The sequence below is a fragment of the Psychroserpens sp. AS72 genome (assembly GCF_038900375.1).
Lineage (GTDB): Bacteria > Bacteroidota > Bacteroidia > Flavobacteriales > Flavobacteriaceae > Psychroserpens.
The window spans coordinates 25,188-38,623 of the sequence record NZ_JBBMRC010000001.1 but is presented as its reverse complement, the minus strand read 5'-3'; the positions used below and the strand labels follow the sequence as shown (position 1 = coordinate 38,623).

Sequence of the window (13,436 nt, the reverse complement as noted above, 5' to 3'; positions counted from 1 at the left end):
AAACCATGCTAAAACACTATTTTTGCAGCTTAGAATTTTTTTGATTTAAGATACATGGAGTTTGTAATTAGAATATCTCAGTTTTTATTGAGTCTTTCACTACTAATCGTTTTACACGAATTAGGACATTTTATACCAGCTAAGTTATTTGGAGCTAGAGTAGAGAAATTTTACCTATTTTTTGATTTAAAATTTTCTTTATTTAAAAAGAAAGTTGGAGATACGGTTTATGGAATTGGGTGGCTACCTCTTGGTGGTTATGTGAAAATCGCAGGTATGATGGACGAGAGTATGGATAAAGAGCAAATGGCTCAACCACCAAAACCTTGGGAGTTTAGATCAAAACCAGCTTGGCAACGTTTAATTATTATGCTTGGTGGAGTTACTGTTAATTTTATTCTCGCTTATATTATTTATGTCTTTTTAGCTTTTGGTTATGGAGATACAGATATTACAACAGATAGTGTAAAAGATGGTTATACGGTTACAAATCCAATTTTAACAGATCTTGGTTTAAAAACAGGAGATAACGTCGTTTCTATTAATGGCGAAAAAGTAACCATGGTTTCTGAAATTAGAAAGAAACTTATTGAAGCTGAAAAAATAACAGTACTAAGTAATAACGAAACTAAGGAAATCACACTTCCTGAAGATTTTTTAGGACAATTAAGTACTGGTGAAAGCAGAAGCTTTTTTGGTTTACGTTATCCGTTTGTTGTTGACTATGTTATTGATAGCATGGCAAATAAAGGAGCATCACTTAAAACTGGAGATATAATAGTTTCTATAAATAATGAACCTTTAAAGTACTTTGATCAAATAGAAGATAGAACTAAACCGTTAGCTAATACTAAGATTTCTGCGGAAATTTTAAGAGATGGAAAAACCATCCCAATGCAACTTAATGTTGATGCTAATGGACAACTAGGCATCATGCCAGGCGGTACATTAACTGATCTGGAAAAAGTAGGCTATTATGATATCGTAAAGAAAGAATATGGCTTAGGTGAAAGTGTTGTTGTAGGCTTCGACAAGTTTACAGAGACAGTAGCTTCATATGGTGTGCAACTCAAAAAAATATTTACACCTAGTACTGGAGCATATAAAGGTGTTGGTGGTTTTAAAGCCATTTATAGCATTTTTCCAGCAGAATGGAGTTGGCAAGCTTTTTGGGCACTGACCGCATTTTTATCTATTATGTTAGGTGTACTTAATTTATTACCAATACCTGTTTTAGATGGTGGTCATGTGATGTTTTTGTTATATGAAATGATTTCAGGAAGAGCACCAAACGAGAAGTTTTTAGAACGTGCTCAGTTGGTTGGATTTATTCTTTTAATCGCAATGGTACTATCTGCCAATATCAATGATTGGATTTAAATAAAAAAATTAGAAATTTTTTAAAAAAATCTTTGACTAACTTAAAAAATGATTTATATTTGCGCTCGCTAACGCGAAAAATAACCTTCCTCTTTAGCTCAGTTGGTTAGAGCATCTGACTGTTAATCAGAGGGTCCAAAGTTCGAGTCTTTGAAGAGGAGCATACAAAGTTCAACAGAAATGTTGGACTTTTTTGTTTTATATTATTTCCTATGAAACATTGTGTCTACATTTTATCTTCCAAAAAAATTAATAGATTCTATATCGGCTATAGCTCAAATCTTAATTTAAGATTACTATTCCATGAAAATCCTGAAAGAAGAAAATATACTTACAACGCAGACGATTGGTTTCTATATTATAAAATTGACTGCAAAACAAAAACACAAGGTCTCGCTATTGAAGCACACATTAAAAGAGTGAAAAGTAAAATTTACATTCAAAATCTACTCAAATATCCTGAAATTACTTTAAAACTTTTATTAAAATATAAAGACTGTTAATCTAAGTCCCGAAAGCTTTCGGGAAAAGTTCGAGTCTTTGAAGAGGAGCATACAAAGTTCAACAGAAATGTTGGACTTTTTTGTTTTATATTATTTCCTATGAAACATTGTGTCTACATTTTATCTTCCAAAAAAATTAATAGATTCTATATCGGCTATAGCTCAAATCTTAATTTAAGATTACTATTCCATGAAAATCCTGAAAAAAGAAAATATACTTACAACGCAGACGATTGGTTTGTATATTATAAAATTGACTGTAAAACAAAAACACAAGGTCTCGCTATTGAAGCACACATTAAAAGAATGAAAAGTAGAATTTATACTCAAAATCTACTCAAACATCCTGAAATTACTTTAAAACTTTTATTAAAATATAAAGACTGTTAATCTGAGTCCCGAAAGCTTTCGGGAAAAGTTCGAGTCTTTGAAGAGGAGCATACAAAGTTCAATAGAAATGTTGGACTTTTTTGTTTTATATTATGAACGAAAACATAATAGCATATTTATAAACTAAAACAACCGCATTTGTCCATCTTTAAAAGGTTCATGCAACTCTGTATTTAACTTGGGCATCATTTTACCTTTAAAATATTTGAGTCGTGCTAATTTCACTAAATCATTTATTTGTTTCGCTATTTGACCTTCGCCACGCATACGTTGACCAAAACGAGAATCGTTAAGCGTTCCTCCATGACAATCTTCTATTTGGTGTAATACTTTCTCTGCTCTGTCTGGCATAGTTTTATGTATCCAATCTGTAAAAATTGCACCAATGGCTCCATTTAATCTCACAATTGTATGTGCTATACTAGACGCTCCAGCATTTGAAACCGCTTTTGCTAATGGTAAAATCTCATGACTATTGATTGACGGAATTATAGGAGCTAACATCACATTTACAGGAATCCCATTGTCAGTTAAAATCTTTACAGTTTCTAGACGTTTTTTAATGGTTGCTGTTCTTGGTTCTAAAATTCGTCGAGTGGTTTCAGAAAGTGAGGTTATAGATATATTAGCACTTACTAAATTATCTTTAGCCAAAACTTTCAACACATCCAAATCTCGAAGAATCAAAGCGTTTTTTGTAATAATACCAACAGGATGCTTGTATTTTAAAAACACCTCCAAACATTGCCTTGTGATTTCAAATATCTTTTCAGCAGGTTGGTAACAATCTGTATTTCCAGACATTATAATGGGATAGGCTTTCCAACTTTTTCTCTTTATAAAAGCTTCTAATAATTGTGGAGCCTCTTTTTTAATTAAAATACGACGTTCAAAATCTAAGCCTGCACTATATCCCCAAAATTCATGACTATTACGAGCGTAACAATAAATACAACCATGTTCACAGCCTTGATACATATTCATAGAATATGCCATTCCAACATCTGGACTCTTTACTTTATTAACTATAGTTTTAGGAAATACGGGAAGATATAGTGTTTTATTTTTATCTGGATCTTCTCCTTCTTTAGCACAATATTCTAAAAAATCATCACGTTGTTCGTGACTCAATTCAAAAAATCGATTGTGTACATTTTGCTGTGCTCCACGACCTTTTATAATTGACTTATCTAACATATTGCTTGTTTTTTTGTAAAATTACAAAAACATTAAAGCAAACTAGTCAGTCAAGTTTTAACTTATAAACAAATCACAAAAGTTTAATTATTTTCCAGGAAAATCAGCTTTACGCTTTTCTAAAAATGCTGTCGTTCCTTCTTTGAAATCTTCGGTACCAAAACATTTACCAAATTGTTTGATTTCAGTTTTATAACCATCAACACCATCTTTATAATTAGCATTAATTGCTTTAATAGCGCCTTTAATTGCTACAGATGAATTTCGCATTATTTTACTAGCAATTTTTTCAGCTAAGTCAATCAATTCCTCTTGAGGCGTCACATGATTAACTAATCCATACGCTAAGGCTTGATTAGCATCAATCATTCCTGCAGTCATTACTAGTTCCATAGCTCGACCTTTACCAACTAATTGTGGTAATCGTTGTGTACCACCATAACCAGGAATGACACCTAGAGAGACTTCAGGTAATCCCATTTTTGCGTTGTCACTCGCTACTCTAAAATGACATGCCATTGCTAATTCTAAACCACCTCCTAGCGCAAAACCATTTACAGCTGCAATAACTGGAGTTGATAAGTTTTCGATATAATCAAACAAGATTTTTTGACCTTCGGCTGCTAATTTACCTCCATTTTTAACATCAAAATCTGCAAATTCACTTATATCTGCACCAGCAACAAAAGCCTTTTCGCCACTTCCAGTAATGATAATAACTTTACTATCCTTACTCTTATTAGCTGCTTTAAAAGCATTATGGAGTTCTGCTATAGTTGCTTTATTAAGGGCATTAAGTTTGTTCGGTCTATTTACTGTAATTGTAGTAATACCGTTATTTGTAGTACTTAAAATATTCTGGTAACTCATGATGTATATTATTATTTCTTCGGAAATGTAACTGTGAAAGTGGTTCCAATTCCTAGTTGAGTTGTAAAGGTAATATTTCCTTTGTAAGTTTCAACGATATTTTTTACCATGGCGAGACCTAATCCCATTCCACTTGATTTTGTAGTAAATTTAGGTTCAAAGATTTTTATTTTATTGTCTTCGGAAATTCCCACACCATTATCAAAAACGGTAATATTAACCATCTCATTATCTGAAGAAACGTTAACTTCAATTCTAGGATGTTCTCTATCATCAGGAATAGATTGAATACTATTTTTAACCAAGTTAGTAACGACACGTATCAATTGCGTACGATCAAAATTGGCTAAAATTTCATCCTCTTCCGAAGAAAATATGATATAATCTTCACTAAAAATATCTAAGCCTAACTTAACGATGTTTACCACGTTCAAGGTTTCGTCTTTTTGCGCTGGCATTTTTGCGAAATTAGAAAAAGCAGAAGCAATTGAACTCAACGTATCTATTTGCTGAATTAATGTCTGACTATACTCATCTACTTTTTGATGTATATTCTCATCATTAGGATCAAATTTTCGTTGAAAACTTTGAACACTTAATCGCATTGGTGTTAGTGGATTTTTAATCTCATGAGCCACTTGTTTTGCCATTTCTCTCCATGCTTGTTCTCTTTCGCTAGTTGCTAATTTAACTGCGCTTTCCTCAAGTTCATCAATCATACTATTATAGGAGTTGACCAATGTAGAAATCTCTTCACTTGATGAAGAAATATCAATTCTCTTATTCCGTTTCTCTAGACGTGTTTCATTTATTTTATCTGAAATCGTCTTCAGCGTTCTTGTAATATATTTTGATAATAATAAGGCTAATAAAATAGCGATGAGCATCATAAAAACATAGGCATAGGCCAAACGTTCTAAAAACTCATTAAGCTCTTTATTTAGAAAGTCATCATTCTCTAAATAGGGTAAATTTAATATAGCTAAAGGTTTAGACTTAGTATCTAAAATATAAATGTATGACGACTGAAAGGTCTCACCATTTTTTTCATTTTTAACAACAAATCTATGTGCTGCATTATTAGAAATTTCATTTAGAATGTTTGTAGGAATACATTTGGTTATAGAATCATTAATAAAACTAGCCTTAGACGTAATGAGTAATGTCCCGTCCATATCATACAAATTGATTCTTAGTCCGTGAATTTCTGAAATTCTATAAATTTCATCCTTAAAAATTAATGGAACTTTCTCGGTTTCTACTAGATATGTTGTTTCTCTAATAACATAGTTTATATCACTAATAATAGCAGTTTCTTTACGCTCTAATCGCTCTTTATGATAATCTATTGCTTCTTCATTATATTGATAAATTGTTACACCTGCTATTAGAACAGATGCAATTAACACCAATAAAATCATGGCAAAAAATATACGGACTCGTAAAGACAGTTTGTTTAACTTCATAGAAATGCTCGTAAAAACGAGTACCTAGTATTAAATAATAATTGTATTAAATGTAACAATAATTAAGCCATTATTAAGCATCTGGGTTTTTGCTCCTCATATTTTTATAGATTTTAAAACCTAACATGAGTAAAATACCTAGGATCAAAATACCAACAACGCCAAAAATCCAATTTATGGCATTTTTCAGAATTACTAAAAACACAACAGCAAAGAGAATAAAAGTGGCTCCTTCGTTCCAAAGACGCATGAAATTTGATGTTTTTTTAACCTCATCACGTTGCAATTGTTTAAAATATTGATGCGTTTTTAGATGATAAAAAATTAGCAATACAACAAAACCTAGTTTTACATGCATCCAGGAGAATTGTAGTAAAACCGGATTTAAAACAAGTAAACAAATTGCAAAAAACGTCGCTAGAATTGCTGAAGGCCACGTAACGATAGTCCATAAACGTCTTGCCATAAGTTTCAATTGTTTGCCTAAGATTTCCTTTTCTGGAGAAGGCTTATGGAACGCTTCAATTTGATACACAAATAATCTTGGGATGTAAAACAATCCTGCAAACCATGTGACAATAAAAATGAGGTGTAAGGCTTTTATATAGTTATAGTATTCCATTAATCTTCAACAAATAAATAGTTTAACTGTTTAGAGTTAAAAGCAGTATTAAACGCAGATATTTCATTACCAACTAATTGATTGAATGCATCTAATTGGGTTTTAATTTGAGCACTTAGTTCATTTTTAACTGCAATATCCTGATCTGTAGGTGCAAAATCACCCATACCAACTAATGAATTTAAATGTCCCAACTTATTGGTTAATCGAATTGGAAAATTCAACGGATCTTGACCACTCTTATTTTGTGTTTGATATAATGCTTCCTCAATTTTAGTAAAATCTTCTTTAAGCTTTTTTGCTTTATCTAATAACTCTTTCAAATCCACATTATCCTTGTATTGTGTTTCAAAAGCTGTCAATTGCTTTTTGATTTTTCTGATTTTTTTAATGGATTTATGCGCATCATCCATTGTTTTATTGACATCTGTAATAAAATCAAATTGCTTCTGCATATCTTCTTGTGTACTCTCTGCTCTTGGATCTGCAAGGATTGTAAAAGGTTGCGAATAATCTGTGCCATTAACATTTAGTGTTGCTTTGTAAACTCCAGGTATTGCTTGAGGTCCATCTAAACTTGCCCACCACAAAATCATTCCATCTAACTTTTCTGCACCTTTATATGACATGCTCCAAATATATTTATTAGTGCCTTTTTCAACTTTTAAAGTATTTTCCTTCTTATTTTTTGTGCTTACATTTTTAATAGTATCACCTTTTGCATCCATATACGTTAATTGAACCTCATCCTTTTTTTCGTCAAAACTCTTCAAATTAAAATAGGTGATTACACCATTTGGATGGTTTGTTCCAGACGTTTTACTTCCGCTTCTACTTCCACCACGCATTCTATACGTATCTTTTGGTTTGAACAATTTATTGTCTTCGGAAGCATTATTATACAATTGATGAATTACCGTTAAATCATCAATCATCCATAAACTACGTCCTTGCGTAGCCACGATTAAATTATTGTCTTTAATGGTTAAATCTGTGATAGGTACAATAGGCAAATTCAATTGAAACGGTTTCCAGTTCTTTCCATCATTAAAAGAAATATACATTCCTGTTTCGGTTCCTGCATAGAGCAAGCCTTTTTGCTTAGGATCTTCTCTTAGGACTCTAGTGAAATGCTCTGAATTGATGCCATCTGTGATTTTTTTCCAAGTTTTTCCGTAATCTGTAGTTTTGTATAAGTAAGGTGCAAAATCACCCGTTTTATATTTTGTTCCTGCCACATAACAGGTTCCCGCATCAAAAACACTAGGCTCAATACTATTGATCATCATCCATTCTGGCATGCCTTTAGGTGTGACGTTTTCCCAATTTTGGCCACCATCTTTTGTGACATGAATTAAACCATCATCACTACCAACCCATAGTAAACCTTCAGTAATTGGCGATTCTTGAGCCGCAAAAATGGTACAATAATACTCTACAGATGTGTTGTCCTGAGTAATTGGTCCTCCTGATGATTTTAATTTCTCAGGATCATTTCTTGTCAAATCCGGACTAATAATCTCCCAACTCTGACCTTCATTTTCGGTCACGTGCACGTGTTGTGAAAAGGTGTATAATCGGTTTGGATTATGCTTAGAAAATATAATAGGGAAATTCCACTGAAAGCGATATTTCATTCCTTCTGCTCCATGTCCCATTGGATTATCTGGCCAAACATTGATAGCTCTAACGGTTCCAGTTTTATGATTGACTCTTGTTAGGAAACCATCATAACTACCTCCATAAATAATATCATCATCCTCGGGATCTACTGCGATATGTGCCGATTCTCCTCCAGCAGTACTTTCCCAATCATCTTCGGAAATTGAACGACCATCAGTTCTGTGCGGAATTCTAACCGTAGAATTATCCTGTTGCGCAGCATAAATACGATATGGAAAATGATTATCTGTCGTCACACGATAAAACTGTGATGTTGGTTGATTGTGATATGTACTCCAAGTTTCTCCACCATCATAAGTCACTTGTGCTCCACCATCATCTCCAATAATCATTCGGTTTGGGTCTTCTGGTGCAATCCATAAATCGTGATGATCTCCATGAGGTGCATTGTAAGTGTCAAATGATTTTCCGCCATCTGTACTTTTGTGGTAACGCACATTCAATACATAAACCACATCTGCGTCTTTAGTATCTGCATATAATCTTGTATAGTACCAAGCACGTTGTCGTAATTTTCGTTCGCTATTAACTTGTTTCCAAGTGTCTCCACCATCATCACTTCTATACAAACCACCATCATCTTTATTCTCAATAATTGCCCAAACACGTTGGTTATTTACGGGAGAAACAGTGACACCAATAATTCCTAGAGTTCCTTCTGGAAATCCTTTATTAGTAGATATTTCTGTCCAAGTTTCGCCTTTATCTGTACTTTTCCAAAGTGCAGAACCTTCGCCTCCAGAACTCAAACTATAAGGTGTACGTTGGATTCTCCATGTTGAAGCATATAAAATTCTAGGGTTAGTTGGATCAATCAATAAATCAACAACACCTGCATTTTCATTCGCAAAGAGTGTTTTTTTCCATGTTTTTCCGCCATCTGTACTTTTGTAAACACCTCTTTCTTGAGTTGGTTTGTAGATATTTCCTAAAACTCCAGCATAAACCACATTATGATCTGTAGGATCTACAGCAATTCTTGGCACGTGACGTGAATTTTTTAGTCCTGCAGAAGTCCAAGTTTTCCCTGCATCAACACTTTTCCAAATCCCGTAACCTGATGACACATTACCACGAACGGTTTTTTCTCCTCCTCCAACATACAAGACATTAGGATCGCTTTTTGAAACTGTTATTGCTCCAATACTACCTCCAAAATAACCATCGGAAATATTTTCCCATGTTCGTCCTCCATCTTGTGTTTTCCAAATTCCTCCACCTGTTGCTCCAAAATAATACAAGTTGGGTTTATTAGGAACTCCTGTAACTGCAGCACTTCGTCCGCCTCGAAAAGGTCCGAGAAGTCGATATTCTAGTGCGTCGTATTGAGTTTCTTCAAAAGATTGAGCTTCTAAAATTGTTACATTTCCGAAGAGAAAAAGACATAAAAGTGTAGTGAAAAGTCTCATTTTGTTGGTGGTTTTTTACATGCATTAAAAATAAGCATAATAATATTATTCGGTTGCAAAGTTGGCGCTCGTTTGTAACGATTACCAAACCTACACATCACTCATCACAGACGTGCGCTAGCGAAAGCATAACATAAATATTATGCAGTGGTTGTTTTCAATTTTAACCTAATCTCACGACGCAAAAAGAACCAAGTCACAATAGTAGACAAGACATCTGAAATAGGAAACGACATCCAAATACCCAATTCTCCAAAATATAATGGCATGATATACATCAACGGAATGAAGAAAATAGCTTGCCTAGTTAATGTTAAAATCAAAGCTGGAAACGCTTTCCCAACAGCCTGAAAATAAGCAGCTCCAATAAGTTGCAATGCTAAAATAGGTACTGCAGCAAACGTCCAACGCATATTAGTTGGTGTGATATTAATTACATCTACATCTGTGGTAAACCATTTGGTAATGACTTCTGGAAACACCATTAGAGCGATAAATAGAATCGCTGCTAAAATGGTTGCATATTTAATTGCTGTATAAATCACTTCTTTAACACGATCATGCTGATCTGCTCCATAATTATAACCTGCAATGGGTATAAAACCTTGTGTAATCCCGTAAATAGGAAATAATGCAAACATGCTTAATCGACCTACAATTGCATATGCAGTAACTGAAGTTTCTCCGCCAAAATTGTAAAGCGCATTGTTTACGAGCAGAAATGTAACACTCACAACTGCTTGTCTTGCGAGAGTAACGAAACCTAAGGAACCAATCTCTGAAACGATTGATTTTTCTAATTTAAAATGGGATAGATTAATTTTTAATTCAGAATTTTTAGACAAAAAATACCATAAAATAAAGAGAAAGGAAACGATATAAGATCCAGTTGTTGCCCAAGCTGCTCCTGCCATTCCTAAATCCATGACATTGATAAAAATATAATCTAACAGCAGATTTCCGACGGAAGGAATCAACATTGCATACATGGCAAATTTAGGATTCCCTTCTGCTCTAATTACTGTATTTCCCATCATGACGAATCCTAGTACAGGAACACCATACAAGATAATTTCATAATAGATTTTTGCAGGATCAAAAATAGTGCCCTTACCACCAAATGCCGGAATTAGTGTGTCAACAAAAATCAACCCAAAAACAGCAAACGAAATGGTGAAAAGAAATGTGAGTGTGATTTGGTTACCGAAAGTTTTAAGCGCTTTTGGTTTATCATCTGCTCCTAAAGCACGAGAAATAATTGACGATCCTCCAATACCAATTGCCATTCCTAATGCAGCAATAAAAAAGGATACTGGAAGCACAACATTTATGGCTGCAATTGCGGTTGAACCAATCCAATTTCCGACGAAAATAGTATCCACCAGAATATTAAGAGACATCACTAAAATACCAATAGACGCAGGAACTGCTTGCTTTATGAGAAGCTTGCCAATGGGTTGCGTTCCAAGATCTTTAGAGCTGGTTTTTGCCATTATGCGATAACGGTTTCATCTTTTGCCCAATCATTAATCCAGTTAGAGAGTAAATCTACAAATTCCTTGTCGTCATTTAAGCATGGTACTGTTGTGAAGTCTTCTCCTCCCATTTCATGGAAAATTTCTTCACCTTCCATAGCAATTTCTTCAAGCGTTTCTAAACAATCACTTACAAACGCAGGTGTTACGATAGCCATTTTTTTAATGCCTTCTTTACCTAAACGTTCAATTGTAAGATCTGTATATGGTTGCAACCATGGATCAAAACCTAAACGAGATTGGAAGGATGTTGAGTAGGTGCCTTCTTTTAAATTTAGTTTTTCTGCAACTAATCGCGTCACTTCTAAGCATTGATGTTTATAGCAAAATTCATGAGCTGGTGATGGTGTTTTACAACACACACAATTCTCCTTATCACTTGGTTTACAGTGTGAATTTGTAATATCACTTTTTCTAATGTGGCGTTCTGGAACACCATGATATGAGAATAATAAATGCTCATAATCATTACTATTGAGATGTCTTGCCACCGAATTTGAAAGTACTTCTATATAATCTGGTTTGTTATAAAACGCTTTTAAGTCTATAATTTTTATCTGCGGAAAATGAGCTTTTCTAATCTCTTCAGTTAATACTAAAATAGTCTCAGTTGTTGCCATAGCAAACTGAGGATACAACGGAATTAAAAACACCTCATCAACACCTTTATCTACCAATTCTTGAAGTCCTTTTTTAATGGTCATACTTCCATAACGCATTGCTAATGCAACAGGATATTCTACTTCTTTTTGAATCCCGTTTTTTAAACGTTCGGAAAGCACTATTAAAGGTGACCCTTCGTCCCACCATATTTTTTTATAGGCAGCAGCCGATTGTTTCGGACGTGTATTTAATATAATCCCTTTTACAAGCGCTGTTCTTGCTATTAACGGAATATCAATAACGCGTTCATCCATTAAAAATTCACCTAAATACTTTTTAACATCTTTAGGTGTTGGACTATCTGGCGAGCCTAAGTTTACGAGTAATACTCCTTTCATATTTATTTTTCTTCTAATAACGTTGTTCTCACACTCTCAGGAATGATAGAATCTACCAATTGTTTCATGGCATCGTCGTTACCAATAAATTTCCAACCATCATATTCCGGATCTTTAATTGCAAACATAGAGGCATCCATATTTATAACAAGAGACATCGTTTCAGCATCTGAAGTCACATTATCTGGACCAAATTGTGTATCCATTGTTGCTTTCATAAAATCTAAAAAAGCTTTTTGATCTTCAGCAGATTTATCTTTTTCAGACAAAAACGTCATTTTCATTTTGCTGTTATAAAACACAGCTGCATAGGTGATATCTTCTACAATTTTTTCTTCGGAAACGTTAGTGACATCATTAGATAGAAATTCGATTTTCATATCAGAAGAACTAAACATTTGCTCCATACCTGCTTTCATTTGATCTCTTGACGCGAAATCAAATACTTTAGGGTACATATAATCTAATACACCATCAAAATTTTGATTGGTCATGTGATCATAATAGGTTTGAGCGTTTTTTGTAATCTCAGTTGTATGAGATTGTGCGAAACTTAATAATGAAATTAATAAGGAAAGTATTAATGTTGTAAGCTTTTTCATAGTAAAAATAGTTTTTACAAAAATACGATAGTATTCTTAAACATTAAGTTACCTAAGTGAAAAATGGGTTTCACTTAACATAATATCATCTTGGCGCATTATCTCTTATTTATCTAGTAGTCTTTTTTTAATTTTAACGTCTTAGAGCTAAACATGAAAAACACATATATACTAATACTACTATTCACAATAATATTCAGCTCATGCAAAGCTCAAAATGCACCATTATATCGCGCAGACCCAGATTTACCAGAAGGTACGCATTACAAAGACGTCGATGGTGATCTTAGTGACTTTGTGGGCACATGGAAATGGCAAAATAATGACTCAATAGTCACTATTAAATTTGAAAAGTGGGAAGATGTTTATGATACTGACTATAATCAATATGAAGACTACCTAGTTGGAGCTTATAAATTTACAGTAAATGGAACAGTCATTGAAGATAATCTCTCACAACTAAATGATAATTCTATTTTTATATATGATCACTATTTGATTGGAAATACAATTTTACACAGAGGGCAATATCCTAAATGTGAGGATTGTACTGATGACCAACGCCAAGTATTTGTTTATTTTACTGATCCACTTTATGAGTATTTAAACTCTGCAATGGTATTAAGGCATAGGGTTGAAGATGGAATTGAAAAATGCAAGTTGTATTTTATTCTTTTAATTATACTGTCCAACCAAGTATGGATTCACCAATGGTAAATAGAATACCTTATGGAGATTATACATTTATAAAACAATAAATTTATAAAAGCTCCACTCA

12 protein-coding genes and 1 tRNA gene are annotated in these 13,436 nt (G+C 33.5%); 5 read left to right on the top strand and 8 right to left on the bottom strand.

All coding sequences use genetic code 11. The features are described from left to right. The first annotated feature begins 54 nt into the window (after nt 1-54). The 4 genes from rseP to WNY78_RS00135 all read left to right on the top strand — a co-directional run bounded on the left by rseP (nt 55) and on the right by WNY78_RS00135 (nt 2,273). Nucleotides 55-1,380: an RIP metalloprotease RseP gene (gene rseP / locus WNY78_RS00150; RefSeq protein ID WP_342871148.1), complete on the top strand. Its 1,326-nt coding sequence runs from the start codon at nt 55-57 to the stop codon at nt 1,378-1,380. Between the two features lie 87 nt (nt 1,381-1,467). Next, nucleotides 1,468-1,541 (top strand) — tRNA-Asn (locus WNY78_RS00145). Nucleotides 1,542-1,592: 51 nt separating this feature from the next. Beyond that, nucleotides 1,593-1,883 carry a GIY-YIG nuclease family protein gene (locus WNY78_RS00140; protein WP_342871147.1) on the top strand — a complete coding sequence of 97 codons (291 nt, stop codon included), beginning with the start codon at nt 1,593-1,595 and terminating at the stop codon, nt 1,881-1,883. 99 nt (nt 1,884-1,982) lie between these two features. Further along, a complete protein-coding gene (locus tag WNY78_RS00135) occupies nt 1,983-2,273 on the top strand; it encodes a GIY-YIG nuclease family protein (RefSeq protein ID WP_342871146.1) in 291 nt (96 codons plus the stop codon). 123 nt (nt 2,274-2,396) lie between these two features. Here WNY78_RS00135 and WNY78_RS00130 read toward each other — a convergent pair whose 3' ends face one another. The 8 genes from WNY78_RS00130 to WNY78_RS00095 all read right to left on the bottom strand — a co-directional run bounded on the left by WNY78_RS00130 (nt 2,397) and on the right by WNY78_RS00095 (nt 12,658). Continuing rightward, nucleotides 2,397-3,470, bottom strand: a complete 1,074-nt coding sequence (locus WNY78_RS00130) for a PA0069 family radical SAM protein (protein WP_342871145.1) — start codon at nt 3,468-3,470, stop codon at nt 2,397-2,399. 87 nt (nt 3,471-3,557) lie between these two features. After that, on the bottom strand, nt 3,558-4,340 hold the full coding sequence (locus WNY78_RS00125) for an enoyl-CoA hydratase-related protein (RefSeq protein ID WP_342871144.1): 783 nt from the start codon (nt 4,338-4,340) through the stop codon (nt 3,558-3,560). A gap of 11 nt (nt 4,341-4,351) precedes the next feature. Beyond that, nucleotides 4,352-5,806, bottom strand: coding sequence for an ATP-binding protein (locus WNY78_RS00120; protein WP_342871143.1), 1,455 nt, complete (start codon nt 5,804-5,806; stop codon nt 4,352-4,354). A 73-nt stretch (nt 5,807-5,879) separates the two neighbouring features. Beyond that, entirely contained in the window at nt 5,880-6,428 is a 549-nt protein-coding gene (locus tag WNY78_RS00115; RefSeq protein ID WP_342871142.1) for a CopD family protein, read from the bottom strand. Next, nucleotides 6,428-9,520 (bottom strand): glycosyl hydrolase, encoded by a 3,093-nt coding sequence (locus tag WNY78_RS00110; RefSeq protein WP_342871141.1) that lies wholly within the window; start codon nt 9,518-9,520, stop codon nt 6,428-6,430. The genes WNY78_RS00115 and WNY78_RS00110 overlap by 1 nt, the downstream gene beginning before the upstream one ends. 140 nt (nt 9,521-9,660) lie before the next feature. Next, a complete protein-coding gene (locus WNY78_RS00105; RefSeq protein ID WP_342871140.1) occupies nt 9,661-11,013 on the bottom strand; it encodes an MATE family efflux transporter in 1,353 nt (450 codons plus the stop codon). After that, the gene (gene hemH, locus WNY78_RS00100) at nt 11,013-12,056 is read right to left on the bottom strand and encodes a ferrochelatase (protein ID WP_342871139.1); all 1,044 of its coding nucleotides are present in this window, start codon (nt 12,054-12,056) and stop codon (nt 11,013-11,015) included. The genes WNY78_RS00105 and hemH overlap by 1 nt, the downstream gene beginning before the upstream one ends. A 2-nt stretch (nt 12,057-12,058) precedes the next feature. After that, complete coding sequence (locus WNY78_RS00095) at nt 12,059-12,658, bottom strand: hypothetical protein (protein WP_342871138.1); 600 nt, start codon at nt 12,656-12,658, stop codon at nt 12,059-12,061. A 153-nt stretch (nt 12,659-12,811) separates the two neighbouring features. Between WNY78_RS00095 and WNY78_RS00090 the strand changes: the two genes are divergently transcribed. Continuing rightward, complete coding sequence (locus tag WNY78_RS00090) at nt 12,812-13,375, top strand: DUF6705 family protein (protein ID WP_342871137.1); 564 nt, start codon at nt 12,812-12,814, stop codon at nt 13,373-13,375. The last annotated feature ends 61 nt before the right edge of the window (nt 13,376-13,436 follow it).

Coding starts and splice junctions, on each gene's coding strand:
- rseP (WP_342871148.1), top strand. CDS start 55: ATGGAGTTTGTAATTAGAATATCTCAGTTTTTATTGAGTCTTTCACTA.
- WNY78_RS00135 (WP_342871146.1), top strand. CDS start 1,983: ATGAAACATTGTGTCTACATTTTATCTTCCAAAAAAATTAATAGATTC.
- WNY78_RS00140 (WP_342871147.1), top strand. CDS start 1,593: ATGAAACATTGTGTCTACATTTTATCTTCCAAAAAAATTAATAGATTC.
- WNY78_RS00120 (WP_342871143.1), bottom strand. CDS start 5,806: ATGAAGTTAAACAAACTGTCTTTACGAGTCCGTATATTTTTTGCCATG.
- hemH (WP_342871139.1), bottom strand. CDS start 12,056: ATGAAAGGAGTATTACTCGTAAACTTAGGCTCGCCAGATAGTCCAACA.
- WNY78_RS00095 (WP_342871138.1), bottom strand. CDS start 12,658: ATGAAAAAGCTTACAACATTAATACTTTCCTTATTAATTTCATTATTA.
- WNY78_RS00090 (WP_342871137.1), top strand. CDS start 12,812: ATGAAAAACACATATATACTAATACTACTATTCACAATAATATTCAGC.
- WNY78_RS00125 (WP_342871144.1), bottom strand. CDS start 4,340: ATGAGTTACCAGAATATTTTAAGTACTACAAATAACGGTATTACTACA.
- WNY78_RS00105 (WP_342871140.1), bottom strand. CDS start 11,013: ATGGCAAAAACCAGCTCTAAAGATCTTGGAACGCAACCCATTGGCAAG.
- WNY78_RS00110 (WP_342871141.1), bottom strand. CDS start 9,520: ATGAGACTTTTCACTACACTTTTATGTCTTTTTCTCTTCGGAAATGTA.
- WNY78_RS00115 (WP_342871142.1), bottom strand. CDS start 6,428: ATGGAATACTATAACTATATAAAAGCCTTACACCTCATTTTTATTGTC.
- WNY78_RS00130 (WP_342871145.1), bottom strand. CDS start 3,470: ATGTTAGATAAGTCAATTATAAAAGGTCGTGGAGCACAGCAAAATGTA.